At 59.2% G+C, this 25,481-nt stretch carries 20 protein-coding genes and 1 riboswitch; of the genes, 14 read left to right on the forward strand and 6 right to left on the reverse strand.

The genetic code is table 11. The features are described from left to right. Positions 1-86: 86 nt before the first annotated feature. Positions 87-1,571, reverse strand: coding sequence for an amidase family protein (locus ACLBWT_RS12820; RefSeq protein WP_447663494.1), 1,485 nt, complete (start codon positions 1,569-1,571; stop codon positions 87-89). A 196-nt stretch (positions 1,572-1,767) separates the two neighbouring features. Here ACLBWT_RS12820 and ACLBWT_RS12825 point away from each other — a divergent pair, with 196 nt between their 5' ends. Beyond that, positions 1,768-2,631 carry a class I SAM-dependent methyltransferase gene (locus ACLBWT_RS12825; RefSeq protein ID WP_447663495.1) on the forward strand — a complete coding sequence of 288 codons (864 nt, stop codon included), beginning with the start codon at positions 1,768-1,770 and terminating at the stop codon, positions 2,629-2,631. A gap of 130 nt (positions 2,632-2,761) precedes the next feature. Further along, complete coding sequence (locus tag ACLBWT_RS12830) at positions 2,762-3,322, forward strand: DUF420 domain-containing protein (protein WP_049868752.1); 561 nt, start codon at positions 2,762-2,764, stop codon at positions 3,320-3,322. Between the two features lie 106 nt (positions 3,323-3,428). Here ACLBWT_RS12830 and ACLBWT_RS12835 read toward each other — a convergent pair whose 3' ends face one another. Beyond that, the gene (locus ACLBWT_RS12835) at positions 3,429-3,878 is read right to left on the reverse strand and encodes a DUF6376 family protein (RefSeq protein ID WP_447663496.1); all 450 of its coding nucleotides are present in this window, start codon (positions 3,876-3,878) and stop codon (positions 3,429-3,431) included. Positions 3,879-4,335: 457 nt separating this feature from the next. Between ACLBWT_RS12835 and ACLBWT_RS12840 the strand changes: the two genes are divergently transcribed. The 6 genes from ACLBWT_RS12840 to ACLBWT_RS12865 all read left to right on the forward strand — a co-directional run bounded on the left by ACLBWT_RS12840 (position 4,336) and on the right by ACLBWT_RS12865 (position 10,825). Beyond that, positions 4,336-4,623, forward strand: a complete 288-nt coding sequence (locus ACLBWT_RS12840) for a DUF6953 family protein (RefSeq protein ID WP_447663700.1) — start codon at positions 4,336-4,338, stop codon at positions 4,621-4,623. 267 nt (positions 4,624-4,890) lie between these two features. After that, complete coding sequence (locus ACLBWT_RS12845) at positions 4,891-5,901, forward strand: DUF1835 domain-containing protein (RefSeq protein WP_447663497.1); 1,011 nt, start codon at positions 4,891-4,893, stop codon at positions 5,899-5,901. Positions 5,902-6,067: 166 nt separating this feature from the next. Further along, positions 6,068-6,268 (forward strand): cold-shock protein, encoded by a 201-nt coding sequence (locus ACLBWT_RS12850; RefSeq protein ID WP_048745005.1) that lies wholly within the window; start codon positions 6,068-6,070, stop codon positions 6,266-6,268. 226 nt (positions 6,269-6,494) lie between these two features. Then, entirely contained in the window at positions 6,495-8,126 is a 1,632-nt protein-coding gene (locus ACLBWT_RS12855; protein WP_447663498.1) for a hypothetical protein, read from the forward strand. 41 nt (positions 8,127-8,167) lie between these two features. Then, positions 8,168-8,728, forward strand: coding sequence for a hypothetical protein (locus tag ACLBWT_RS12860; RefSeq protein ID WP_447663499.1), 561 nt, complete (start codon positions 8,168-8,170; stop codon positions 8,726-8,728). Between the two features lie 171 nt (positions 8,729-8,899). After that, positions 8,900-10,825 carry a M28 family metallopeptidase gene (locus tag ACLBWT_RS12865; protein WP_447663500.1) on the forward strand — a complete coding sequence of 642 codons (1,926 nt, stop codon included), beginning with the start codon at positions 8,900-8,902 and terminating at the stop codon, positions 10,823-10,825. 258 nt (positions 10,826-11,083) lie between these two features. Here the strand turns inward: ACLBWT_RS12865 and ACLBWT_RS12870 are convergent, their stop codons facing one another. From ACLBWT_RS12870 to ACLBWT_RS12880, 3 genes are read right to left on the reverse strand one after another with little or no spacing between them, the layout of a single operon-like run. Beyond that, positions 11,084-11,872 (reverse strand): energy-coupling factor transporter transmembrane component T family protein, encoded by a 789-nt coding sequence (locus ACLBWT_RS12870; protein WP_447663501.1) that lies wholly within the window; start codon positions 11,870-11,872, stop codon positions 11,084-11,086. Next, a complete protein-coding gene (locus ACLBWT_RS12875; RefSeq protein ID WP_447663502.1) occupies positions 11,863-13,548 on the reverse strand; it encodes an ABC transporter ATP-binding protein in 1,686 nt (561 codons plus the stop codon). Before ACLBWT_RS12875 ends, ACLBWT_RS12870 begins: the two co-directional genes overlap by 10 nt. A gap of 4 nt (positions 13,549-13,552) precedes the next feature. After that, positions 13,553-14,158 (reverse strand): ECF transporter S component, encoded by a 606-nt coding sequence (locus ACLBWT_RS12880; protein ID WP_447663503.1) that lies wholly within the window; start codon positions 14,156-14,158, stop codon positions 13,553-13,555. 154 nt (positions 14,159-14,312) lie between these two features. After that, a riboswitch (TPP riboswitch) is annotated at positions 14,313-14,422 on the reverse strand. A gap of 149 nt (positions 14,423-14,571) precedes the next feature. On the opposite strand from ACLBWT_RS12880, the gene ACLBWT_RS12885 reads away from it, so the two are divergent. Then, positions 14,572-15,501, forward strand: coding sequence for an aldo/keto reductase (locus ACLBWT_RS12885; protein WP_447663504.1), 930 nt, complete (start codon positions 14,572-14,574; stop codon positions 15,499-15,501). A gap of 200 nt (positions 15,502-15,701) precedes the next feature. On the opposite strand, the gene ACLBWT_RS12890 is transcribed toward ACLBWT_RS12885, so the two are convergent. Continuing rightward, on the reverse strand, positions 15,702-18,191 hold the full coding sequence (locus tag ACLBWT_RS12890) for a family 43 glycosylhydrolase (protein ID WP_447663505.1): 2,490 nt from the start codon (positions 18,189-18,191) through the stop codon (positions 15,702-15,704). A 272-nt stretch (positions 18,192-18,463) separates the two neighbouring features. Here ACLBWT_RS12890 and ACLBWT_RS12895 point away from each other — a divergent pair, with 272 nt between their 5' ends. From ACLBWT_RS12895 to ACLBWT_RS12915, 5 genes are all read left to right on the forward strand, one after another. Beyond that, positions 18,464-19,387, forward strand: coding sequence for an ArsR/SmtB family transcription factor (locus ACLBWT_RS12895; RefSeq protein ID WP_447663506.1), 924 nt, complete (start codon positions 18,464-18,466; stop codon positions 19,385-19,387). A 300-nt stretch (positions 19,388-19,687) separates the two neighbouring features. Beyond that, positions 19,688-21,070 carry an ABC transporter substrate-binding protein gene (locus ACLBWT_RS12900; protein ID WP_447663507.1) on the forward strand — a complete coding sequence of 461 codons (1,383 nt, stop codon included), beginning with the start codon at positions 19,688-19,690 and terminating at the stop codon, positions 21,068-21,070. 179 nt (positions 21,071-21,249) lie between these two features. Beyond that, positions 21,250-22,131 carry a carbohydrate ABC transporter permease gene (locus tag ACLBWT_RS12905; RefSeq protein ID WP_447663508.1) on the forward strand — a complete coding sequence of 294 codons (882 nt, stop codon included), beginning with the start codon at positions 21,250-21,252 and terminating at the stop codon, positions 22,129-22,131. Between the two features lie 24 nt (positions 22,132-22,155). Beyond that, complete coding sequence (locus ACLBWT_RS12910; protein WP_447663509.1) at positions 22,156-22,995, forward strand: carbohydrate ABC transporter permease; 840 nt, start codon at positions 22,156-22,158, stop codon at positions 22,993-22,995. A gap of 107 nt (positions 22,996-23,102) precedes the next feature. After that, positions 23,103-25,466, forward strand: a complete 2,364-nt coding sequence (locus ACLBWT_RS12915) for a glycoside hydrolase family 43 protein (protein ID WP_447663510.1) — start codon at positions 23,103-23,105, stop codon at positions 25,464-25,466. The last annotated feature ends 15 nt before the right edge of the window (positions 25,467-25,481 follow it).

Here is a 25,481-nt window from a genome sequence, read left to right on the forward strand (position 1 = left end):
CCCTGCCTTCCGCCGCTGTTTGATTCCGCTCTCGTTTGGAGAACGTCTGCATGAACGAAGCCAGTCTATCTATTCAGGATTCGATTTCAGTCCGGATCGGACGGTGCAACGCGGTACAGGCTCGCTTGTTCATAGGCATAGGCCAGCCGGAGAAGCACCGGCTCGCTGTAGGCGGCTCCGACGAAGGTGATCCCCTGCGGCCCTTTGGTCGTATAGCCTTCATCGCCGATGGCGCCTGTTTCCGCGCAACCGCCCGGCACGGTTATGACTGGATATCCCGCGCGCGCGGACACATCGAGCCCTTCCTCGTTGCCCAGGAACAACAGCGCTTCCAGCTTGTAAGCGCGGATCGCATGATCGATGCCTTGGTCCCGGGATACCTCATGGTTGAGGCGCAAGCTCTCGGCGTACACCGGTTCAGACAAGGTGCCGCTGGTTTCATTGGACCAGATCAGCGTGTCTTGCCCATACTTCAGAGCGGCGTCCCGATTCGTTTCGTTATAGGAAATGAGTTCATCCAGCGTCCGGACGGAAGCGCCGGAGCCTGCTTGGGCCAGATAATCGTTCAGCCCTTTTTTGAATTCGAACCTCATCACGTCCCAATCCCATTTCGCGTTCTCGCAAGGCATCGAGACCGGGTCGACGATGATCGCCCCGCGATCCTTGCACAAGGCGATCGCCCGCTCGATGATCGCCGCCCGAGCTTCATCCAGTCCTTGATAATAATGACGCGGAATGCCGATTCTCGCCCCTTGCAGCCCATTCGCGTCCAGGAAGGGCGTATAGTCCGCATACGCCTTCCGCCCTTGTTCCTGCATGGCGTCATCCCTCGGGTCCGCCGCCGTCATGGCGCCGAGCAGAATCGCGGCGTCCCTGACCGTACGAGCCATCGGACCGGCCGAATCCTGGCTGTGCGAGATCGGGATGATGCCTCTGCGGCTGACGAGCCCGATCGTCGGCTTGAGGCCGACAAGACCGTTCTGCGAGGATGGGCTGATGATCGAGCCCGAAGTTTCGGTGCCGATGGCGGCCGCGCACAGATTCGCGGCAACCGCCGCGCCGGAGCCGGAGCTTGAGCCGCCGACGAACAGCTCGCCGGGACCGTAAGGATTGAGCGTCTGGCCGCCCCTGGAGCTATACCCCGACAGCATCGTGCCCGACATGAAATTCGCCCATTCCGTCATGTTGGCCTTGCCCAGGAATACAGCTCCCGCAGCTCTAAGCTGCTCGGCGACGGCCGAATCCATCACAGCGAAATGCTCCGCAAGAGCGAGCGAGCCGGCGCTGGTATGCATGCGATCACCTGTATCGATATTATCCTTGAGCAGGATCGGGATGCCGTGAAGCGGTCCGCGGGATCCGCGCTCCAACCGCTCCGCGTCGAGCGCCTCCGCGATCTCAAGGGCGTCGGGGTTGATTTCCAGCACCGCTTTCAGCTTCGGGTTGAGCCGTTCGATCCGTTCCAGGTACCAGCGGACGCAAGCCGCCGCCGACAACGAGCCTGATTCCATAGCTGCCTGCAACGTAAGAATATCTGCCTCTATCCAACCTTCATGGTTCGTTTTGTCCATGTCGAGAAACACTCCCTTTATGTCATGTTCCGGTTAGCATTTGTTCGACGAATGGATCGAAAGTCCTTCTAACCCGATAGATGGACAGACGCGGCGACACGGCAGACGCGGCATCCAGGCAGGGATTGCCTGCAAGGCTGTCGAGGATTAAAGTGGGAGCAGGGCAAGAAACGGTTCTTGGAAGGAGAGGCTGCCGATGAGCAATGCCATTATCGAAGCTATCGTGGAGGGAATGGGCCTGGAGGGGCAATTATCCGACGTCCAGCGGATTCAGACCGAGCATCGTATTAAGCTGGTCCGTTTTTGGGAAATAAAAGAAGGAAGCCGCATTCTGGAAATCGGCTGCGGCCAAGGCGACACGACGGCGGTGCTGGCGCATTTTGCCGGCGAGCAGGGGTTCGTGCACGGCGTCGATATCGCTCCGCCGGGTTACGGGTCGCCGATGACGGTGGGCGAAGCGGCCGCGAAGCTGAAGGCGTCTCCGCTCGGGAGCCGGATCCGGATGGATTACGGCATCGACGTCTTGTCGGATGAAGTGAGCTTTGCGGAGAATGAGTTCGATTACGTCGTGCTTTCCCACTGCTCCTGGTATTTGAAGTCGTTCGAGGAGCTCGCCGCTATCCTGGCGAAGGTCCGGGGCTGGGCGCGCAAGCTTTGCTTCGCCGAATGGGATATGGAGATCGAACAACCGGAACAGCTGGCGCATTTTATGGCTGTGCTCATCCAGTCGCAGGTGGAATGCTACAAAGTGAACAGCTTCTCCAATGTCCGGACCTTGTTCACTCCTGAGGATATCCGCGAGCTGGCGGCTGGAGCCGGGTGGGCCATCGCCCGCCAGGCGGCCATCCACTCGCCGGAAATGCATGACGCGCGGTGGGAGATGGCGCTGACGCTCGCGGAAGCCCCTGCAGAGCTTGACTCGCCGCTTCCGATGCCGGATAAGGCCAAGCAGCTGGTCCGTTCCCAGCTGAAGCTGCTGCGGTCCTATGCTGAAGCCGGCCGGCCCGTGCGGCCGATGGCGGTGCATGCGTTCGTCGCGGACCAGTCCGCGAAGGGCTGAACAAAGGCAAGATTCAAGTTGTTGTCACACAAGCCGGCGGAGCGGCTGTTCGTCTTGGCCTATAATGAAGACATGACAAGTCCGCATCCGGTTACAGCCGGTACGGCGGCATCCCAAGGAGGGTTTCCTTTTGAGCAGCCAATCCCCCGATTCGTACAAGCCGTCCACGACCCGCAACTTCACGGCGTGGATCATCGGCATATCCATCGCGGCCAACGCGATTATCCTGCTGCTGTTCTTCGGTCCGATCGGATACGGCGGCGAGGTCAGCTTCGACGTCACGATCCTGCCCCGGATCAACGCGATTCTGAACAGCTTCACATTCATCTTCCTCGTGGCCGCGCTCATCGCGATCATCCGAAAAAACATCCGGCTTCACAAGGGCTTCATTCTCGCCGCGTTCACCTCGACGCTGCTGTTCCTCGTCACGTACCTGACGTTCCATTACGTCTCTCCCGAGACGGCGAAGTACGGCGGCGAAGGCATCCTGCGCCCGATCTACTTCACGATCCTGATCAGCCACAGCTTCCTGGCGGCCGTCATCGTTCCCCTCGCGCTGTTCGCGCTCGTATGGGGATGGACGATGCAGGTGGCCAAGCATAAGAAGATCGTCCGCTGGGCGATGCCGATCTGGCTGTATGTAAGCTTCACGGGCGTCATCGTGTATCTGTTCATGGCTCCATATTATTGAGATGCCGCAAGTGAAAGAGGCCGTTCCCAAGCCGATGGCTGGCTTGGGAACGGCCTCTTTTTTTATTTCTGGCAAGCAAGAGCAGGTTCGACCCTATAGATGAGCCTTACGATCCCAGCTGCTTGACCTGCTCCAGTATTTGCGTGATCTGCGATGCCGTCTGCATGATCTGCGACTGCTCCAGAGCTTGCAGGCTGACGGCGCCGGCCTCTGCCTGCTCCAGCAGGCCGCTGATCTGCGTGCTCAGCGTATCGCTGTAAGCGGTCAGCTGCTGGTCGATCTCCGCGGCGAATTCTGGCGCCCGGAGATCCTTGAAGGCGGTAATGTCCGCCTGCATGGCTTGCAGCTCTGCCGTGAGCTGATCCAGAGCGGCGGGGTCGGACAGGGCTTGCTGCGTCATCTCGGGCAGCTGCTGCGAGAAGTCGGCGGCTTCGTTGATATAGGCGACGGTTTCGTTCGTGTAGCTCAAGGAGTCGCCGACTCCTCCGAGAAAGGAGCAGCCCTGCAGGAAAAGGGCGGGAACGAGGAGCAGGGGCAGCAGATGTTTTTTGAGCATAAGCGTCCACCTTTCGTTGCGGTATGTCTATAGTACCGATCAAGCAGGCGGGGGGTTTCAGGTTTCGGCCCGGCCAGGCCGGTAAGGCGAAAGGCGCGAAAAGCCCTTGCAGAGCTTTTTTTCCTATATTAGCCGGACCTCGGCGCTGAACAAGCCCGCCTAAGGTTCAGAGCATTCTCAACCTCCAGACGCTTATGCGCCGGTCGAAGCCATGCTGTCTGGGCTCTTGTACGAGTATCCTTTCCTGGACCGCAAGCGCCTGCCGGATTCGGCGGCGGATGCCGGACATGCTATACTGATGGCAACAGAATCAGGCTGAAGGCGGTGCGGAACGATGGATCAGCAAGGCAAGCAAGACGAGCAGGGGACAATCGAGACACAGGGAACTGTCGAGACGCAGGAAACTATCGAGACGCAGGAAATGTTAGAGACCCAAGAAACGAAGGGAACTAGGGAGATGCAGGAAACAGACGAGATACAGGAATCGCAGCATTCACAGGAAGTGAAGGATACGCAAGTAGAGCAGCAGATTGCGAAGTGGATGGTCGGCGAGATCGAGAACCGCGGCATGCTTCGCCAGGAAGAAGCCATCGCCCACGTACGGGAGCAATTCGGGGAGCAGTATGTGTTCACGAACGGGCAAGGCCATGCCTCGCTGGAGAAGGAAGTGAAGAAGGCTTTCCGCAAGCTGCACCGGGGCAGAGTCGCCTGGGACCGGGACGGGTTTTTCTGGGCGTGGACGTAAGCTAGTCAATGCAGGCCCCTGCGTTCCCTTTTGATTAGATCGGCAAGGGCGCTTCTCCGGATTTCCTGTGATGGAGATGGTGGGGGAACGGGAATCGTGGGCATTCTCTGCAGGACGTCGAAGCTTTCCCGGGTTGGTTCCGCACCATCGTGGAGCGGCAGTGCTGCCGGATGACACGGCGTCTGGAGCTGCCCTCGGCTCAGGCGCGCCATGCCGGTAGCGGACGCCGCTGCCATGCTGAAGGATCTCTATGGAGGAGGAGTCAACATGCTTCATATCACGAACGGGGACTTCGCGGCGCAAAAGCTGCGGGAGTCCGGCATCGGCGGCGAGATCGTCGCTTGGCGGGAAGTGTACAACCACGGCCCTGTCTTCGCAGACGGCGCAGATAAGGCCGGCAGGGCGATTCGCGCGCGCTATCTGGAACAGACGCTGGGAGTGCCGCGTGAGGAGTATCTGTCTGCCTGCGAGGCTCAGGAAGCCATGCTGGAAGAGCTGAAGCGCTTCGGCGAAGTCGTGCTCTGGTTCGAGCATGATCTGTACGACCAGAGCATGCTCGCCTATCTGCTGCATGAGCTCGCCCGGCGCATGCCGGAATCGGTCAAGCTCAGCCTGCTCTGCATCGGGGAGTACCCTGGCGTGGAGCCCTTTATCGGACTCGGCCAGCTGTCCGGCAGGCAGCTGGGGGCATTGTCCGGCACTTGGCAGTCGATCGGAAAAGAGCAGCTTGAGCTTGGGAGCGGCTTATGGGAAGCGTATGCGTCCGGAGATCCAATGAGGCTGCAGCGGCTGCTGGACGGGAATACGTCCGCTCTTCCGCTGGCTTATGATGCGTTCCGGGCACACCTGGCGCGCTTTCCTTCCTCCCGCGACGGGCTTGGCAGCGCGGAGCGCGCGATTCTGGAGCTGGCAAGAGAGGGGGATTTCGAGGCGGATCGGATGTTCCGCATATTCACCGTGAAGATGCAGCTGCTCGGAATGGGGGACCTGCAATTTCGCCATGTTCTGAACCGGCTGGCGGAGCAGCCTGAGCCTCTGCTTGCCTGGATGGGCGGCGATTCGGATTCGCCGCCTCACCGTACGGTATTCCGGAAGGGAACGCTCGCGCTGACGGAATTCGGAAAGCGGGTGCTGGACGGCGAGGCAAACCGCAGCGAAGGCGGGGAGTGGGACGACTGGTACGGAGGAGCGCATGTTTCGGGCAGCCGCCCGGATTGGCTCTGGGACGGACAGACGGGGCGGCTGGAGGAGAATTCGGCCGTTTCGCGCAAGGATTGATACAGACTTGTTGCGTGACAATTCTGCCTATGGTAGTATAGGCGTAATATCTACTCGGATGAATTCGCATAGCTGAACAGTTACCTGAGCGTACCGAAAGGCCTGCCGTAACCCGCTTCGCTTATGTCGTATCTTCACCAGGGTAACCAGGGCAGGAGGTGTCAACATGCAAAGAGGAACTGTGAAATGGTTCAACGCCGAGAAAGGCTACGGCTTTATCGAGGTTGAAGGTGGCGGCGACGTATTCGTCCACTTCTCCGCAATCACGGGCGAAGGCTTCAAAACGCTTGACGAAGGTCAAAGCGTGGAGTTCAACGTCGTAGAAGGCAGCCGCGGACCGCAGGCTGAAAACGTAGTTAAGCTGTAAGCTTGATTGCGAAGAGAACCGGGATCCCAGGATCCCGGTTTTTTTGCGATCTCGAACGAAGTCGGCGGAACGTGAGCATGAAAAAACAGCCCCGTTTTATTTACATATATTGTAAAATATGAAATAATGAAGTTGCTTCTATACAGCAAGGAAGGAGAGGTGTGAAGCAAGCTGCATCATGAATCCACAAAAAGATAATCCCATTATCTGATTGGAGGGTATTTTGATGAAGAAAAGCAGCCGCGCTCGAAAACGGTTGGTACTCTGGCTTGGATTGGCTATGATGATCACGGTCCAAGCGCCTGTATCCGCCTCTGTTCCGGCAACCGATTCCGCTGGAGGCGAAGACAGCATCGCCTTGAAAATCGGAATCGGCAGCGGTCCGGGGCAAGTGGGGTATTCCAAGTCGATGCAGGGCGGCGGGGAAGGGCCCGAAGCCTTCGCCGTGTCGGGAGACACCATCTATGTATCGGACAACGTGAACAAGCGGGTCAACGTCTATGTCGGCGGAGAGTTCAAGTCGGAAATCCCGACGGAGCAAAGCCATTACATTCGAAGCCTGGTGGCGGCCAAGGACAACCTTTACTTAATGGATTACGACGGCGGCAAGATCGATGTCATGAGTGTGCAGGGCGATTATTTGAAGAGCGTCTTCTTGCCGCAACCTATGAGCGGCTACGCCATGCAGAAGCTGTACAAGAACAGGGAAGGCACTGTCTATCTCTCTTACAACGACGACAGTTATTCCATCGATGACCTTGCGAACGGCAAGGCTGTCAAGAAGGCAGGATACATCGCAGACTCCCGTACAAGCTACAGCTTGAAAAGAGACAAATCCACAGCTGTCGTGCAATCTTCGGGATCGTCGTCTATCGAGCTGCATGCAGCGGAACTGCTGGGAAGCGCTCAAATCCTGAATGCCGATGACAAGGGCGGCCTGCTCATGGAGCTGTTCGATCAGGTCAACACGTCGAAGGTCGCAGGAGAGTATACGGTTCGGAAGTACGTCCAAAACAAGCTGGCTGCCATATCCCCCATCTCCCTCGACAATTATTACTTTTCACCTAATATGGTGCTGGAATCAACGGAGCAGGGAGAGCTGTATCAAATCCAATGCTTCCAGGATTCCGTTCTCATCGTTAAAAAAGGATTCCTAGACCCCTCTCAATTTTCGTCGAAAATAGCGTTGATCAAGAACAGCGCGCAGGCTTACGATCAAGCTGCCCAGGCTGCCGAGCCTTCGTCTATCGGCCTCGCGGCAACGGCTCCGAACGGCCGGACGACGACCCAATCCAACGCGAATTCCCTTTCGTCGCTTGCCTGGACCTACAATTCAACCAATGCGGTCAATCCCGACTCATCGAACGTTACAACTCCTGATTACCTGGTCGGGGTGTCGAAGCCTTCCAGCCAAACCGGCATTCCGTATGCTTGGGGAGGATTTGACGGCATTACGACCAAATCGAGCTCGGCCTGGACCAGCTTTGCAGATGCGATGAGCAAGGGGAAATTTGCCGGCAACGTCAATACGGGCACAGCGGGATGGCAGTCCGGCACGGCAGGCTTCGATTGCTCCGGATTCGTGGCCTCCGCTGCCGGCTTCACCTCCAAGCTGAGCACGACGAATCTGGCGAGCAGCACCTATACGGCAGCCGTGAGCGCGGCTGACATTCTGATCTATGATCTCTATGTCAAAAGCGGCGACCATGTGTTGTTCTACACAGGAGACAACGGCACGACTGCGATCAATTCGCGTGAAGCGACGACGACTGGCGACGATAAGACCAAGGCATACTCGAGGACTAAGACATTCTTAAGCAGCAATAACTATGTATTAAGACGGCTTAACGGCTGGTAAATCCATTCCCCTGCTTCGAGACTCGACTTAAGGAGGACAAAATGCTCAAAGCAAATCTGATGGCGGTACTCATGTGCGTGGTATTATTCACGGCGCTGCTTGCCGGATGCACCAACGATACGAATGCGCCGGAACCCGTCAACAATGCCATCAATAACACGCCTCAGCCGAGCGATGATTCGGTCCGCAAGCTTATCGAGGATAAAGTATCGTCTTATACGAAAAATACGTTCCGGTTCACCGAAGAGTTCAAGCTGGAAGAGAAGGGCGGCGGCGAAGCCTATAGCCTTCACGTTTCCTTCGTGCCGGAGGTCGGCTCCGTGCCGATCAAGCAGGATATGTACCGCAGCGCCGCGCAGCATGCTTACGCGGTCTCGCAGTTCTTCCCGGAAATAAACAGCTATTCCTATTCGGTTCTATGGAATGAGAGCGAGAAGAAGGAAGTCATGAGGCTGGAATTGGACGAGGAAGCCGTCAAGCAGTTGAGCAGCCGATATCTGGAGGAGGCGATGAACGAGAAAAGCGGGCTGAAGGGCTCTTATCAATCGATCTTCTCGTCCGTCACGGTGACGGGAGCGGCGGAGAAATGGCATGATTCCTAGATTTGGAGCATTCACGGGGTTCCTTGGATTTTATCCGAGGAATCTTTTTTTAGATAAATGCTTCACATGGAATAATATAGAATTTGAATGGGGGGATTGGTAAAATGTCCTTGTCGCTGTAGCATGACCAAACAGAGGGGGCAAGGGAAGTTGTCGAAGAGGCTTGTCGCAATGTTTCTTATGGTTGTCATGTCGGTCTCATCACTGGCTGCCTGCGAATCGTCGCAGGGGAATTCTCTGGAAAGAATCGTCCAGCTGCTGACGGACGATCGAATGGAAGGAAGGCTCGCAGGAACGGCGGGCAACGAACAGGCCGTGCAAGCTATCGAGCGGGAATTCGCCCGGATCGGCCTCGACCGAGTGGAGGAAAGCGGTTATGCCGTTCCTTATCCTTACCAGTCCGTCGAGCGAAAGGAAATTTCCTTGAAGGTGAACATGAAGGACGGCAGCGTGAAGCAGCTCGTGTACGGCAAGCACTTCATGGAGCGGGTCATCCGGATGAATTTGGACGCTACAGCGGAGCTGAGGCTGGACTCGGCATCTCTCACCAACCAGATCGCATTCGCAGCCGGATCGGAGGAAGACTACGAGCTGGCGAAAAGCAAGAACCCTCGGTTCATCATGCTTCGCACCAAGGAATTCAAAAAATATCCCCTGAAGCGCACTCGGGATATCCCCGTCGTTCAACTCAACGAGGACACCTATGATTTCCTGAAGCGCAAGCAGGCGGACATTGAGAGCATTTCCTTGCACATGAGCTATGAAGACAAGGAGACGGAAATCTCCAACGTCATCGGCCGAATTCCGGGTACGTCGGCCGGCGGTCCGGACCATCATGCGATCGTCATCTCGGCCCACATCGATTCCATGGGGGAGCTGGACGGCTCGATCTATGAAGGAGCCTCCCGCGCATCCGGCGTCAGCTCGCTCGTCATGCTGGCGGAATCGTTGAAGCAGGCGTCCGCTGCGAAGCCGTTCTATTCCGATCTTGTTTTCTGCGTGTTCAACGGGAGGGAGAACGGCCTGCAAGGCAGCGGAGCTTACGCAAACATGATGAATACGCGAACGGTCCACGTTTCCGACATGAATCTGGATACGGTCGGACTCAAGGGCGGCGAGGTCCTGCTTCTCTCCGAGGATACAGGGAAATCCATGGCCTCCGGACTGGCTGAGCATCTTCGCAGCAAGGGCATTGATGCACAGACGAAGCTGTCCTCCGACGGCAGCCATGCATCCTTCGCTGCGAGAGGCGTGCCGGCTGTTTCCCTCGGCGCTGCGGACGACTCCATCCTCCGAACGGTTAGGGACAAGGAGAGCGGAATCGACTACGGGAGGCTCTCGAAGCTGACCGATGCGCTCTTGTCGTACGTGATGGATCGCGATCAGGAGGCTCTCCAAAAGCATGATCACATGGAACCTGAAAACGGGGTGCCGTTCAGGGAAATGTCTGAGTTCGAGTATGTCGATTTGAAGCAGAGAATGATCTGGGGAGAGGAGGCCAAGCTTTCCTTCAAGCAGTACAAGTATTATGTGGACGAAGAGCAGGGCATCCGCACGCTGGTAGCAGGAACCTACCGATCGTTGAGCACGGAAGAGTTGAACATCATGTATCCAGGCAACTCCGTGCCGAGCGCCATGTCCGATTATGATCTTGTCAACATTGGGGTCAGAGTGGACAAGAAGTCGTTCTTGTCAGGAAACGTGGAGGAATTGACCCCTAATGAGATCTACACGGCGGAAAGGGATTTCGAGAAAAAGGATATCCGTTCTCTTAGCTTGATCTATCAGAAGAAGGACGAGTCGGTATTGCTCCTGGAAGTCCTGAACGGCGACGAGCTTCAGCAAGTTGTGGATCAATACGGCAAAGGGAGGGCGCTTGCAAGAAAGGTCGAGGAAAACGGGAAGGAATTCACGATATATGAGAATGGCGGAGTACCATTTGCCGTCTCGTATCCGTTCCAATCCGGAGGTGTCCCGTACCTTGTGGAGATGAGGAGCTTTGTACCGAAACAAAGCGTCCTTTCTCCGGAATGGGCGTACAGCGATGCGGAAACATCCGCCTTGCTGGACCGAATTGCGTGGGAGCAGCTGAAATAGAGCGGGCCGAACAGCGGAAGGGAACGAACCGTAAGCGGAGAGCCTGGAAGAGGAAAGACTAATGCAGGAAGATGAAGGCCGGAGAGCAGAAAAGCTTTAAGCCCATGGCGAAAATCCCTGCCAACGAGAAAAGGCGAATAACGAATGCGGAACAGACCCTCCCTGGGAAATCCGGGGGAGGGTTTGTTCGTATGCGTGCAAGCGTCCGCTCGCCGGATGCATTCGCTCTTGCCATGCTGATCTTCCTGCCCTCGTCCGTCAACGGACATCGGTTGCGGCAAGCAGCGGATAATGAGTGCCGAGCAGCCATGCCAGCAGCCAGAGAGCGGCGAAGGAGACCGCATACAGGGCGTCGATGCGCGACCAGCCATAGACGTAATAGTACGTGCGCTTGCCGCTGCCGCTGTGGAAGCGTCTCGCCTCCATGGCGGCGGCCATCCGGTGGGCGCGCCGGATGCTCTGGGCCAGCAGCGGCAGGGCATACATGCGCAGGCGGCCGTAGATTCCTAGGCGTCCGGGGCCGGCTCCCCGGATCTGGAGCGCTTGGCGGAGCGTGAAGAATTCATCCGCCAGCAGCGGAACCATATTGAGCGCGGCCAGGAAGCTGTAGGCGTACTTGGGCGGCATCCGGAGCTGCTGCATCAGCGAGTAGAACAAGGCGACCGGACGGGTCGTCAGCGCGAAGGCGAGTCCGACCGCCGCGACCTGGAGCGAGCGGAGCCCCAGATGCAGCCCGCGATAGAAGCTTTCCTCCGTAATCCGGATCAGGCCGAGCTCGAACCAGAGCGTGGCGCCGGTGCCGAACATGATCATGCCGGAGGCCGACGAGACGAACACAAGCAGGAACGGAGAGGCATACAGCAGCACGCGCAAAGGTGGATGCCCGGTAGCGAGCAGCGGCAGCAGGGATGCGGCAACGAGCAGCGCCATGACATTGGGGTCGTGGACGAACAGGGCGGCGACGAACAGCAGCACGGACGCGGCGAGCTTCAGTGTCGGGTTGACGCGATGCAGCCAGGTTTCACGATGGGAAAAGGTCAGATGCATGCCGTGCCGCCGCTCCTTTCCGTAACAAGCCCGCCGTCGACGAGCCACTGCCGGGTCGCGAAGCGCCGGACCAGCTCCGGATCGTGGGTGATCATGAGAATGGCGCAGCCGTCGGAGCGAAGCCGTTCCAGCTGCTCCATCATCCGCACCGTGCCGCTCGCGTCGAGGCCGAAGGTCGGCTCATCCAGCAGCAGCAAGCGCTGGCCGCCGACCATGGCCGTCGCGACGCTGAGCCTGCGCTTCTGTCCCATCGACAGCTGATAGGGATGGCGGCTGCCAAGGCCGTCGAGCGCATAGTTCTCCATTAGCGTTCTTGCCCGGCTGCTTCGCTCGGGTTCCCGTAGCGACCGCGGCAAGGAGTAGGCGAGCTCGTCGAGGACGGAGTCCGTCACGAACTGGAACTCGGGATTCTGGAAGCTCAGCGCGGCATGCCTGGCCATATCCCTGGGCTTTTTCAGGCTTTGGACCGGAACGCCGGGAATGTGCAGGATTCCCTTGGTCTTGACCAGCTTCATGATGGCGAGCAGCAGCGTGCTCTTGCCGGCTCCGTTGACGCCGGTGACGGCGATCCAGTCGCCGGCGTTCACCGCGAGCAGGCCGGTCCGTACCTTGGGCCGGCCGCCGCGCCATCCTTCCAGGCCGTCCAGCTCGAGCAGCATTTCGGCGGAACGGACGGCAGACGACGGAGACATCGTTGATGGGCGGATTGCGGCAGTCTGATCGTAGTCCTCCCAGAAGCCTGGGTACCAGATGCCGTATTCCCGCAGCAGCTTCCGATGCTCCCGGAACACGAGGCGAGGAGACCCGTCGGCCTTGATGCTTCCGTCGGGTCCGAATACGATGACGCGGTCCATATCTTCCGCGATGCCGGCGATCTTGTGCTCGACGATGATGACGGTCCGCCCGCCCCAGACGGAGCGGAGCGAGCTCCATACCTGCCGTGTGCCCTCCTCGTCCAGGAGAGCGGTAGGCTCGTCGAGCAGCAGAGCATCGGGCTCCATGGCGATCATGGACGCGATGGCAAGCCGCTGCTTCATTCCTTGGGACATGTCGGCTACCGGAAAATGGGGGTCTGCCAGACACAGGCCGACATCATCAAGACAGCGAGAGATGCGGTCCGGCATTTCCTCGCGCGAAATGCCCGCGTTCTCCAGCACGAAGGCGATTTCTTCGTCGGCATGCGGCATGCAGAACTGGGAGTCCGGATCCTGGAACACATAGCCGGGCCGTACGGGAACAAGGCAGCAGTCCGCCTTCATCGGGATGCGGATGGCCGACGGCACCAGGCCGCCGAGCACCTGAAGCAGCGTCGACTTCCCGCAGCCGCTCGGTCCGAGCAGCAGCACCTTCTGGCCGCGTTCGATGGTCAGGCTCAGCCCTTTGAAGAGCAGCGGAGAGTCTTCGCCGGGATATCGGAGCCGCAGGTTCTCCACGCGCGCCGCTGGCCCGGCATCTTGGACGGGCGGCAGCGGCCGCTTCGCTGCAGGCGCAGCCTCGCCGGCATGGCGCTGCCGTTCGGAGCCGATTCCGGAGGCATTCGTCGTAGAGGGCAAGCGGACGCTCCCGATGGCGGATGCGGGAGCTGCAAGCGGCGTCGAAGCCGCGCCGATCTCCCTGCCGTTCGTCGGAGTCTTGCTGCGCATGCGGCCTTTCAGGATGACGTCTGCAGCTTTCATCGCCTTACCCCAGCGCCTCGTAATCCTTGGCCGATGCCGGGCGGATGAGGCTCAGCACGCCGGTGCGCTCCAGCGCCTTGGCCAGCGCCCAGGCGAACAGTCCGGCGATGACGACGCTGCCGAGCAGACGCATGGAGACGAACAGGGTGTAGTTCCAGGCGGTCATTTTATCGATGTAGCTGTAGTGGGCGTCGATGAAAATGGAGACGACGGCGGAGCCCAGAGACGCAAGGATCGTCACGATCGGACCTGCCTTCCGGTACAGGAAGGCGGCGAAGATGATTTCGGCGCCGAGGCCCTGCAGCACTCCGTAGACGATCGTCGAGGCGCCCCACGATCCGCCCATGAACGCTTCCAGCGCGGCCGCGGCCGTCTCGGCGAGCAGCGCCGCCCCGGGCTTGCGGATCAGGAGGAAGGCGAAGGTGCCGGCCATGAACCACATGCCGTAGCTGAGCTGCTCCGCATGCAGGCCGAGCGGCTTGAGAATGTCGTACATCGGATTCCAGATGCGGTAGATGATGCCGAAAACGACGGCTACTACAAGCGTGACGAGAATGTCGGCGAGCGTCAGTCCTTTTGGACGGTCGGCATTGGGCATGGCGGTGGACATAAGAATCAGACTCCCTCTCAAGGAAAAATGGAATGTTCCCCACAGATGGCTGCTGACCCGGCCCAACCTCCTCCGGGGGGCATGAGAAAAGCCCGCCGGAAGCCGGCGGACAGAGGGAATAAAGGCATATCCGCGCAGGATGGGCATGAAGCCCGGCGGCGCGGTGCATTCTCTCTACGCTGGCATTACCCAGATCAGATCAATGGTCAGCGGCATAAGGCCGCAGTCTCAGCCCGACTTCATCGAGCCCCCATGCATGCTATGGAAATTATCCTTACTATAACGTGAAAATCTGGAAGCGGCAAGAGGTATTATGGCCGCCGGTCAGCGGGGCCGAGGATTTGAAAGGCTAAACGCGGAAAGTTGCTTGGGCATCCGTCCAGGAGGTAATCTGTGGATAAGGAGGGATGGACATGAAGTATCGCCGTTTAGGCAAAACAGAGCTGAACGTGTCGGTCGTCGGCATCGGCACCTGGCAGTTCGGCGGGGAATGGGGCATGGATTTTGCGCAGGCCGAGGTCGACGCGATTTTGGACAAGGGCGCCGAGCTCGGCATCAACCTGATCGACACGGCCGAATGTTACGGAGATCATCTGTCGGAAGCTTTCATCGGAAACTACATCGGCAGGCGGAGGCGCGAGGACTGGATCATCGCGACGAAGTTCGGCCATCATTTCCACGAGCGGTTCAAGCGTACGGACGTATTCTCCGGAGACGATGTCGTGAGGCAGCTCGACGCATCGCTTAAGGCTCTGCAGACCGACTATGTGGATCTGTATCAATTCCATTCCGGCCCGGATGCAGCCTTCGACAGCGACGAGCTGTGGACGGCGCTGGACAAGCAGGTGCAGGCCGGCAAGATCCGGCATCTGGGCACGTCGATCGGCAGCAACGACAACCTGCATCAGACGGCCGCCTCATCGAAGGTCGGCTCGCAGGCGATCCAGGTCGTGTACAACCGGCTCGACCGCAAGCCGGAGGAGCGGGTATTCCCTTCCTGCCTGGAGCAGGATCTCGGCGTGCTGGCGCGGGTGCCGCTGGCGAGCGGCTTCCTGAGCGGCAAGTACAAGCCCGGCACGGAATTCGGCGAGACGGACGTGCGCCATCGCCAGGATGCGGAGCAGGTGCGGCAGCGGCTGGAGGAGGTGCGCCGGATCGCGGAGGAGGAAGTGCCGGAGGGCGTCAATATGGCAGCCTGGGCGTTGGCCTGGTGCCTTCGCCATCCTGCCGTGACTTCCGTCATTCCCGGCTGCAAAAATCCGGAGCAGGTGCAGGGCAACGCAGACGCGGTGAAGCTTGTCACGGAGCCGCATCCGCAGGATGTGCCGAATATCGGCCGATAGCTCCCCTCGCTTGGCAGCGCCGCTGTCTTGTCGGCGAGCATGTCAAGGGAACCCAAAAAGCCCTGCCGGACTGCGCTTGAGCGCGGTCCGGCAGGGCTTGCTTGTTTAGCCGAGGCTTGCTTGTTTAGCCGAGGCTTGCTTGTTTAGCCGAGGCTTGCTTGTTTAGCTGAGGCTTGCTTGTTCAGCCGAGGCTTGCTTGTTCAGCTAGGGCTTGCGTAGACGGAGAAGTTGTCGAATCGGGTGGCGTTGTTCATGGAGCGGAGGCCGGCCTTGCCGTGCAGGAACGGAAGGGCGCTGTTGTCCGCATAACTCAGCTTGGGGGCATTCATATCGTCGACGTAGACGCGGATGGTGCTCCCCTCGGCGACGACCTTCATCCGGTGCCAGGCGCCGGCGGCGAGCGCGGCCGGCGCCGATGCCAGCGTTTGATAGCCGTAATTCATTTTGCCGAGATAGACCCCGTCAGGCTTGATGAACGCATAGTAGGCCTGGACGTAATCGGGATTGTTCGCGAGCACCTTGCCGTTCGACGGATTGTTGACCCGCACCAGCACGCCGGCGTCCCCGGTCGTCCCGACCAGCTTCACATCCGCCTCCACCGTATAATCGGACCATAGGCCGGAGCCGATGACCGTCTTGGCGGGACCGCCGGCAGCCGCGCTCAGCTCGCCGGAAGCGACGGACCAATCGCCTTCATACCGCGTCCAGCCGTTGTCGTTGCCGTCGTTGAAGTCGTCGGCCAGCGGCGAGGGCGCCTGTCCCCTCTCGAACGACAGGCTGCTGAAGTCGAACTCGCCCTGGACCGTCTCGAAGCGGAGCTCATGATAGCCGGCGGTCAGATAGAGGCCTTTCTTGGAGACGTTCACCCAGTTCTCCCAGCCGCCGCTTCCGGCCGACTGCACGACTCCGGTCAAATCCGCCGCTCCGTCCCACACGCGGAAGCTGACGTTCGGAAAGGTCGTGGCGAGCCGCGCGCTCATGTCATACATGCCGCTCTCGGCGACATTGACCCGGTAGATGAGCCATTCCCCCGTCTGGTTCCAGCCGACGACCTCCTTGCCCTCCGCCGCAGACGAGCGGATATCGACCGCATCGCTGCGATAGGAGCCGCCGATATTGGCAGGCGTCAGATCATGGTAGCCGGTCCCTTCCCCGCCTTTGCGGTAGTGGACGGCTTCGATCGTACCTGGAAGCGGCTTGTACGCATTCCAGGCGCTGCTGCCGCCGACATCGTTGCTGAACGCCGCATAACCGAAGTCGGCATGGGCGTCCTGGGTGGCATAGCCGATTTTCCCGCCGCCAAGGCCGCTTACGCTGCGGGACTGCTTCTTCATGCCGTCGACGTAGACGGCGAAGGAGGCGCCGTTCTTCTCCACCCGGATCTGATGCCACTTGGTGTAGTCATAGCCTGCGGGGAGAGGGGAATACTCCCAGCCCTGACTGGCGCCGCCGACGACGAAATGGGTTTCGAGACGATTCAGCTTGCGGTTCAGGAGGGCCGTTCCGTAGTTGTTCTCATCCGTATAGGAAAATACGGCTCCATACAGCGGCGAAGAGCTTGTGCCCATCTTCATCTGCTTGGCATGGAACTCCGCGGTGTAATCGGAAGCTGTCGAGGCCGCCGTCACTTGCCGGTACCAGGCCGTCGTCCCGATCGTATCCTGCCACATCAGCTCCTGGTTGTAGATGCCCCAGGTTCCGCCGCCGACATTGGTCCAGCCGGAGCCGATCGCGGCGCGCGCGAAACGGTCCTCGAACGACGGCGCGGCCGGGTTCGGCTGGCTCGCCGTCGTCGGACCGAGGACGGACATCCGGTCTCCGTTCCAGACGATGCGGTCCAGATTCATTTTGCGGCCCGGATAGACGGCGTTGCCTTGGGAAGCGTGGCTGTGGTAGACGATGTAGTCCGAATCCAGATCCGGACCTTTGACGATGGAGTTGTGTCCGAGGCCTGCGTTGGAGCCTTCCGTTGCGATCAGGATCGGGTTCTGGCTCTGGGCGGGCGCGAAGCCGGAGAGAGGAGAAGCTCCGGACGCATAGTTGACCCGATAGGCGGTGCTCCATACATGGTTGCCTGTATAGGTCATGAAATACTTGCCGTTGCGCTTGAACGTCGTGGAGCCTTCCGTCCATCCCGCCATCGACAGGCCGGTCGAACCCGCCGCTCCGAAAGCGGTCGGCGAGGTCATCGGACGGGAATCGATCCGGTCCGCGCCGGTGGAATAAAAATACCATTTCCCGTCGTCGTCGATGAAGACGCTGCCGTCGATGCCCATGCCGAGATTGCCGGTCTGCGGCGTGAACGGACCGACGGGACTGCCGCTCGACAGGACGTAATGCCCGCCTCCTCCCGGAGAGGTGTACATATAGAACATTCCGTTCCAATAGACGACCTCGGGCGCATAGGCGGCCTTGGTTACGGGATCCGAAGCGCACAGCCCGCGGTAAGTCCAGGAAACGAGATCGGTGGAGGACCATACCTTCACGCCGATCTGGTCATCGACCGTGCTGACATAGAGGTAATAGACACCGTTGAATTTCAGGATGTAAGGATCGCCCTCGCCGTAAAAATCCCCGTTGGCCCACTTCCAGGAGGAGGAGAGGGTGTAAGGATTGCTGTAGGCATGAGCGGCGGAGGGGAGCAGGAGCAGGACAGCGGCGGCGGCAAGGAACGACTTCCATTTCTTCATGTGGCATTTCATCTCCTTTTCGATGGCGGATCAGAGAATGCGGCGATACAAGGATGGAATCATAGGGACGAGGCTTCACTTCTCCTCCTTTCTTCCGGTTGATTTGACAGCGCTTGCAGAACGGAGTATAGCAAATGCGGATATGAAGCGGAAGAGATAATTTCAAAATATATGTATTAAAACAATAATAAATGTTTATTCCAATAAAACTGGACATATGGGCCGATTAAGCCTTATATTATTGGAAGAATGTCAGGAAGGGAGTTTGGAACATGCTTGAGCTGTCTATTGAAGACCCGGACCGTCTGGTCAAGGTGGCGCATGCGCTCAGCACGCATACCCGGATCGGCATCATCCGGCTGCTGCTGTCCAAGCCGAACGTGAATATCATCGAGATTGCCGAAGCTCTGGATATTCCCGTATCGACGGCGGCTACGAACGTGAAGGTGCTGGAGGAGGCGGAGCTGATCCTCACCGAGCTGCAGCCGGCCAGTCGGGGGGCCATGAAGGTGTGCAGCCGGAACTTCGACGATGTGCGCATGATTCTGAATCCGATCGCGTTCTACCACAACACGAGCAAGCTCGTCGAGGTGGAGATGCCGATCGGCCACTTCATCCAGTTCGATATCCAGCCTACCTGCGGAATGGCGAACAGCGCCGGCATGCTGTTCGCCGAGGACGATCCCGACAACTTCTATCACCCGGACAGCCGCTCGGCGGAAATCATTTGGCTGCGCAAGGGCTGGGTCGAATACCGCTTTCCCAAAAAGCTGCCGCAGGGAGCCAAGGTCACATCCCTGGAATTCTCCCTGGAGCTGTGCTCGGAGGCGCCGAATTACAACAACGACTGGCCTTCGGAAATCACGGCCTGGATCAACGGCAAGGAGATCGGCTCCTGGATTTCGCCGGGCGATTTCGGCGACCACAGGGGCAAGCTGAATCCGGCATGGTGGAACGACAACAGCACGCAGCACGGCCTGCTCAAGACATGGGGCGTCGATGAAGGGCGCAGCACGATCGACAACGAGCGCTGCTCATCCGTTACGCTGGACGACCTGGACCTGCAGGACAAGCCGTACATCAGCTTCCGCATCGGCCTGAGGCCCGACGCGAAGCATCAGGGAGGAATGAATCTGTTCGGCAAGGGCTTCGGCGACTATCCGCAAGGGATCGTCATGAGGCTGCAGCACGATTGAGATGGTCTTCCGCAAGGCCCGCCGTCCGGGAAAGGACAGCGGGCCTTTTCCGTTTGCGCGCCAAAGATAGAGACAGAGAAGCTATCCTTTCTGTTTAGAAACAAAAAAATGGAAAGAAAGCGTTGACATATTTGGATTGGAACCGTTATATTCTGGATATAAACAAATAAGTTGTAACAAAACAAATATTCGGAGTGGATGATCCGGCCCGTTGCAATCGGCGCCCGATCCTTACGGAACCGCGGCTCCGGTGTTTGGCCTTATTTGTTTCAAGCCAATATTGTCAGGGGGAGCGTATCCATGGTTCTGAAAAGCAAATGGTCCGCCGTATCGCTTGCGCTTGTGCTGGTATCGGGATTGGGATTGTCGGCCTGCTCCGGCAACGGGGGAGACGCGCCGGCTTCGAGCGGAGAAGCGTCGTCTCCATCGCCGACATCGGGAGCGGCAAGCCCAAAGACGGACTCCAAGTCCGAGATCGAGTTCATGGGGTGGGGCGGGGACAGCGAAAAAGCCGTATTCCAGAAGCTGATCGATTCTTACATGAAAGAACACCCGGATAAGAAAGTGAAGTACACCGTCGTTCCATCGGGCGAGTATTACCAGAAGCTCGACACCCTGATCGCCGCCAAGAAAACGCCGGATGTGTTCTATGCGGGCGGCGCGCATTTCAACAAGCTCGCCAGCAGCGGCCTGCTGCTGAACATGGATCCCTACCTTGAAAACAACAAAACGGTCGATCCGAGCAATGTGTGGAAACAGGGGCTGGACCGTTACCGCTACGACGGCAAGACGGTCGGCCAAGGCAGCCTGTACGGCCTGCCGAAGGATGTCGGGCCTTGGGCTCTCGCCTACAACAAGGATTTGTTCGACAAGGCCGGCCTGCCTTATCCAAGCGCGAAGGCGGGAGAGTATACGTGGGACGACATGGTCGCCGACGCCAAAAAGCTGACGACGGCAAACGCCCGCGGGAAAATCGATACGTTCGGAATCGCCGCTTATTCGACTGAGTCCGCCGTATGGGCCAACGGCGGGGATTGGATCGATTACAACACCGGCAAGGTGACGATCGATACGCCGGAATTCGCCCAGGCGATGCAGTTCGTGGCGGATCTCAGCCTCGTGCACAAGGTCAGCCCATCCCCGGATGACGAGAAAGCCCAGAACGGCTATGCGCGGTTCGTCGCGGGCAAAGTGGCGATGTTCCCGATGGGGCCTTGGGATCAGCCCGGCTTCTGGAACGTTCCGTTCAAATGGGATATCGCCGCCTGGCCGGCAAGCCCGAATACGGGCAAAACCGCGACCTGGCTCGGCTCTCTCGGATTCGCCGTGTCCAAATCGACGGAGCATCCGGAGGATGCGTTCGCGCTGGCTTCCTATCTGAGCCTCGACCGGGAGTCGCAGAAGCAGAACTATGAGCTCGGCCAAGCGGTGCCGAACCTCATCGACATGGCCAAGGGCGAGTTCCTGCAGATGGACAAAGCGCCGCAGAGCCGCCAAGTATTTCTCGATATCATTGAAGACTATGGACGTCCTCCGATCGAGGTGAACTCCAAGAGCGTGAAGTGGATCGATACGTTCTGGCAGGATGCCAGCCAGGTGTGGACCGGCAAGAAGACGGCTGCGGAGTTCGTCAAGGAAGAGCAGCCGAAGCTGCAGAAAATCTACGACGAAGACAACAAGTAACAGGCTTGGCTGGGAAGGAGAGCGGCGCTGATGGAGGCCGCTGAAAAAACAAGCGAAGGGCGCGGAATCGTTCTGGAGGAACGGCCGGAAGATTGATCCGCGCACGCAGCGACAACTTTTTCAGCGGCCTCGCGCTTTTGCCGCCTCCCCTTCCGGCTTCGTGCCGGGGAGGAACGTTTATGACAGGCTATCGGCGAAAAGAAATGCTATGGTCCCTGCTGTTTGTAGCGCCGCCGGTTCTCGGCTTCCTCATCTTCGGGCTGGCCCCCCTTCTAACTTCGCTGGGCCTCAGCTTCATGTCCTGGGATATGATGTCTCCAGCCAAGTTCACCGGCCTGGACAACTTCGGGAAGTTGGCCCAGGACGAGAAATTCTACAAATCCATGTACAACACGTTTTATCTGCTGCTCGGAATTCCGCTGGGCATGGTCGTCGCCATGGCGCTGGCGCTCATGATGAACCGTCCGCTCAAGGGCGTAAGCCTCTTCCGGACGATCTATTATATCCCCGTCATCTCGCCGATCATCGCGGTCTCCCTGCTCTGGCAGTGGCTGCTCAACTACGATTACGGCATCATCAACGAATTCATCTGGCGAATCTTCGGCGTGCAGGGCCCGAACTGGCTGGGCGACCCGGACTGGGTCAAGCCGTCCTTCCTGCTGATGGGCTTATGGGGAGGAGTCGGCGGCACGATGGTTCTGTACCTGGCCGGCCTGCAGGGGATATCCTCCAGCTATTACGAGGCGGCGGAAGTCGATGGCGCGAAGCGGTGGCATCAGTTCCGCTACATCACGCTGCCGCTGCTGTCTCCCATCCATTTCTTTGTCGTGGTGATGGGCGTCATCGGCACGTTCCAGTCGTTCAGCCAGATGTATATTCTCGCGGCGGACGGCGGGCCGGAGTACAGCGGAGCGACGATCGTGTACTACATTTTCCAGGAAGCGTTCAAGTACTTCAATATGGGCTTCGCCAGCTCGGTCGCCTGGGTGCTGGGAGTGATCATCTTCATTCTGACCCTGATCCAATTCCGCTTCTCCAAGCGTTGGGTCTACCAGGACTAGGCGTTCCCTAAGGAGGAGTAGACTATGGCCAGAGAAAGACGCTTGATGAACAGCTTGATCTATGTGCTGCTGCTGGCCGGCTCGATCGTCATGCTCGGGCCGCTGGCCTGGACGCTGTCGACGTCGCTCAAGACCCAGCAGCATGTGTTCGATGTTCCGCCCCAATGGATTCCGAAGCCGTCGACATGGAGCAACTATACGGATGTATGGTCCAAAGCTCCGCTGCTGTACGGCTTCCTGAACAGCGCCATCGTCGTGGTCGCCGTGCTGTCGGTCGGGCTGTTCGTGGCCTCCATGGCGGCTTATTCCTTTGCCAAATTCAATTTTCCGTTCAAGGAAGGAATCTTTCTCGCCCTGCTCGGGACGATGATGATTCCCTATTCGGTCGTCATGATTCCCCAGTACATCGGATTCTCCGAGCTGGGCTGGGTGGATACGCTGCTGCCGCTCATCGTTCCGGGACTGTTCGGGAATATCGTGACGATCTTCTTCTTCCGGCAATTCATGCAGGGCTCCATCCCGAACGATCTGATCGACGCGGCCAAAATCGACGGCTGCGGTTATTTCCGCACGTTCGCGACCGTCGCGCTGCCCATCGCCAAGCCGGCGATCGCGGCTCAGGCGGCTCTTGGCTTCATGGGCATCTGGAACGATTTCATGGGACCGCTCATCTACCTGCATACGCCGGAGAGGCAGACGATCCAGGTGCTCATCGCCAGCATGCAGTCCAACTATATCTCGACGTCCAATTATCCCTCGCTCATGGCCGCTTCGCTCATCGCGCTTGTGCCGGTCATCATCGTGTTCTTCATGGCCCAGCGCTACTTCATCGAATCGCTCGCGATCAGCGGGATCAAAGGCTGAGCCGAGGGATGGAGCCGTCAGCAATCAAAAGAAGGAATCGGGTCGTGCTCCTTGCCGGCATGGCATGTGCCGCAGGAGCTGCCGCCATCCTTTGGGGAAGGGGAGAAATGGATATGAATCCGGCCGCGCGCAGCACGGTGCAGATGGGAGCTTCCTATCAAAATCCGATGACGCTCCCGCAGGAATGGGAGGATTACGGCATCGGCGATCCTTATGTCCTGCGCCATGACGGACAGTATTACCTGTATTGCAGCACGAAGGACGGGCGGATCGGCGTGAAAGCCTGGAGCTCGGCCGATCTGGCTAATTGGACCTATGAGGGCCTGGTCGCCGAGGAGCCGGTCACGGAAGGGGCGTATGCTCCCGAGGTCGTCTACTGGAACGGAGCTTTCTATATGTACACCTCTCCGGCCGGCAAGGGGCATTACGTCCTGCGCAGCGATACGCCGACCGGACCGTTCCTCGTCCAGACCGACAATCTGGGCCTCACGATCGACGGGTCCGTGTTCATCGACGACGACGGCAGCTGGTCGTTCACGCATGCCGAATTCGGCGGCATCATGGCCGCGCCGATGAGCGATCCCTATACGATCGGCGCGGGAGAGAAGCTTGGCGCGTCGCTCGGCCATTGGACCGAGGGGTCGATGATCGTCAAGCGCGGAGGCAAGTATTACATGACCTACACGGGCAACCATGTGTTCAGCCGCGGCTATCGCGTCAACTACGCCGTCTCCGACGAATCGCCGGCCGGTCCGTACCGGATTCCGGACAACAACCCGATCCTGCTGTCCACTGAGGAGGGGTTCAACGGCCTCGGCCACAGCTCCACCGTGCTTGGGCCCGATCTCGATTCCTACTATATCTTCTATCACAATCTGGAAGGCCGTTCGGCGGAAGGACCTCCCGTCCGCCATCTCAATATGGACCGGCTTGCCTTCAGCGGCGACAAGATGAGCGTGCTGGGCCCGACCTGGGGCATTCCGACGGAAGCTCCCAAGCTGCCCGTGTTTCATGACCGTCCGGGCTCGTCTCCATCGCCCGATAAGTGGGAGCAGGCAGCCATGCCTGCTTCCGGAAGCGGCCGATCCTGGGTAAGCAGGCAGAGCACGGACAACCGCTATACGGCCGAGTTCAATGTCGTTGTCCAGCCGGACGGCAAGGAGAATGGCATCGAAGCGGGCGGCGAGGCTGTTCTGGAAATGCTGCTCTCCTACCGGAACGAGCGCGACAGCCGCGTGCTGCGCATCGACGGCCGGCAGAAGAAGCTGATCATGGCGGAGCAGTCGGACGGGGCGGAAACAATCGTCTTCTCGGGCGATCTGCCTCAGGGGACGGAACTGAGCGTCCTCCATGCGCTGCGTGCCGAATCGGATGGCGATGGGACGAGGGTCTATTGGGACGGCCTGCTTCTCTCGGATGTGAAGGCGTGGAAGGGCATATCCGGGAAGATCGGGTATCGGTGGCCGCAGGGAGCTGAGCCGGTGCTGTCTTACACCGCTTTCTCGAATGAAGCGGGAGGCAGCAGCGACCGAAGCGTGGTCAAGCCTTTGCCTGGGACGCTGGAGGCGGCCCAAGCCGTCGAAAATCCTTCCTTCCCGCTCAAGGTTGGCGCGGCCGGCACGCCGGACGGAAGCCTGGCGGCGGAGCTGGGCAGGAACGGAGAGTTGGCCTTTCCCGTTCAGGTGAAGAAGGACGGCCGCTACCGGATCGCCGTCATGGCGGAGCGCGGCTCGGAAGGAGCCGCTCTAGAGGTGGAGGCCTCGGGCCGGAAGCTCAAGTCGGAGCTTGATGCCGTCCTGTTCTCCTCGGAGTCGGAGTGGACGAAGGTGCCGCTCGGAGAGTTGGAGCTGAAGGGCGGCCTGCAGTGGCTGGCCGTCAAGCAGAAGTCTTCCGGCGTTTCCCGCATTCGTTACATCGAGGTGCTGGAATCGGCGGAGGTGGACGGTTCTGCGCAGGATGAGCTGGAGAAGCAGGAGCTCTTCGGCAGCTGGGAACAGAGCGAGGCCGGCAGTCGGATCGCGGAAGCCGGGCGCGACAGCAAGCTGTTCGCGGGCGATGCCAGATGGGGCGACTACGAGCTCGATTTCCGCCTCCAGGCGGACGGGGAGGATGCAGGAGAGGCGGCCGTGCTGCTGCGGACGAGCCGGGAATCGGACTATCCGGCTCAGGTGGCGGACTCGTTCATCGGGTATCAGCTCGTGTTCCGCAGCGGCAGGATCATCCTCGAGAAGATCGTGTACGAGCGGAAGGAAGAGCTCGATTCGGCGCTGCTGGAGCTGCGGCCCGGCCAGCCGTCCAAAGTATCCGTGAAGCTGGAAGGCGGCCGGATAAGGGTGTTCCGGGAAGACGGGGAGCCGCTTCTGGATGTGCTGGACCCCGATGCGATCCTGCAAGGAAGAATCGGCTTTCGCTCCTCGTCCCGGGACTGGATCATTTCCGGTCTTGAAGTGCGGCCGGTCGGCCATGAATGACAGAGAACGCTGCGA

The organism is Paenibacillus sp. D51F, from assembly GCF_053345695.1.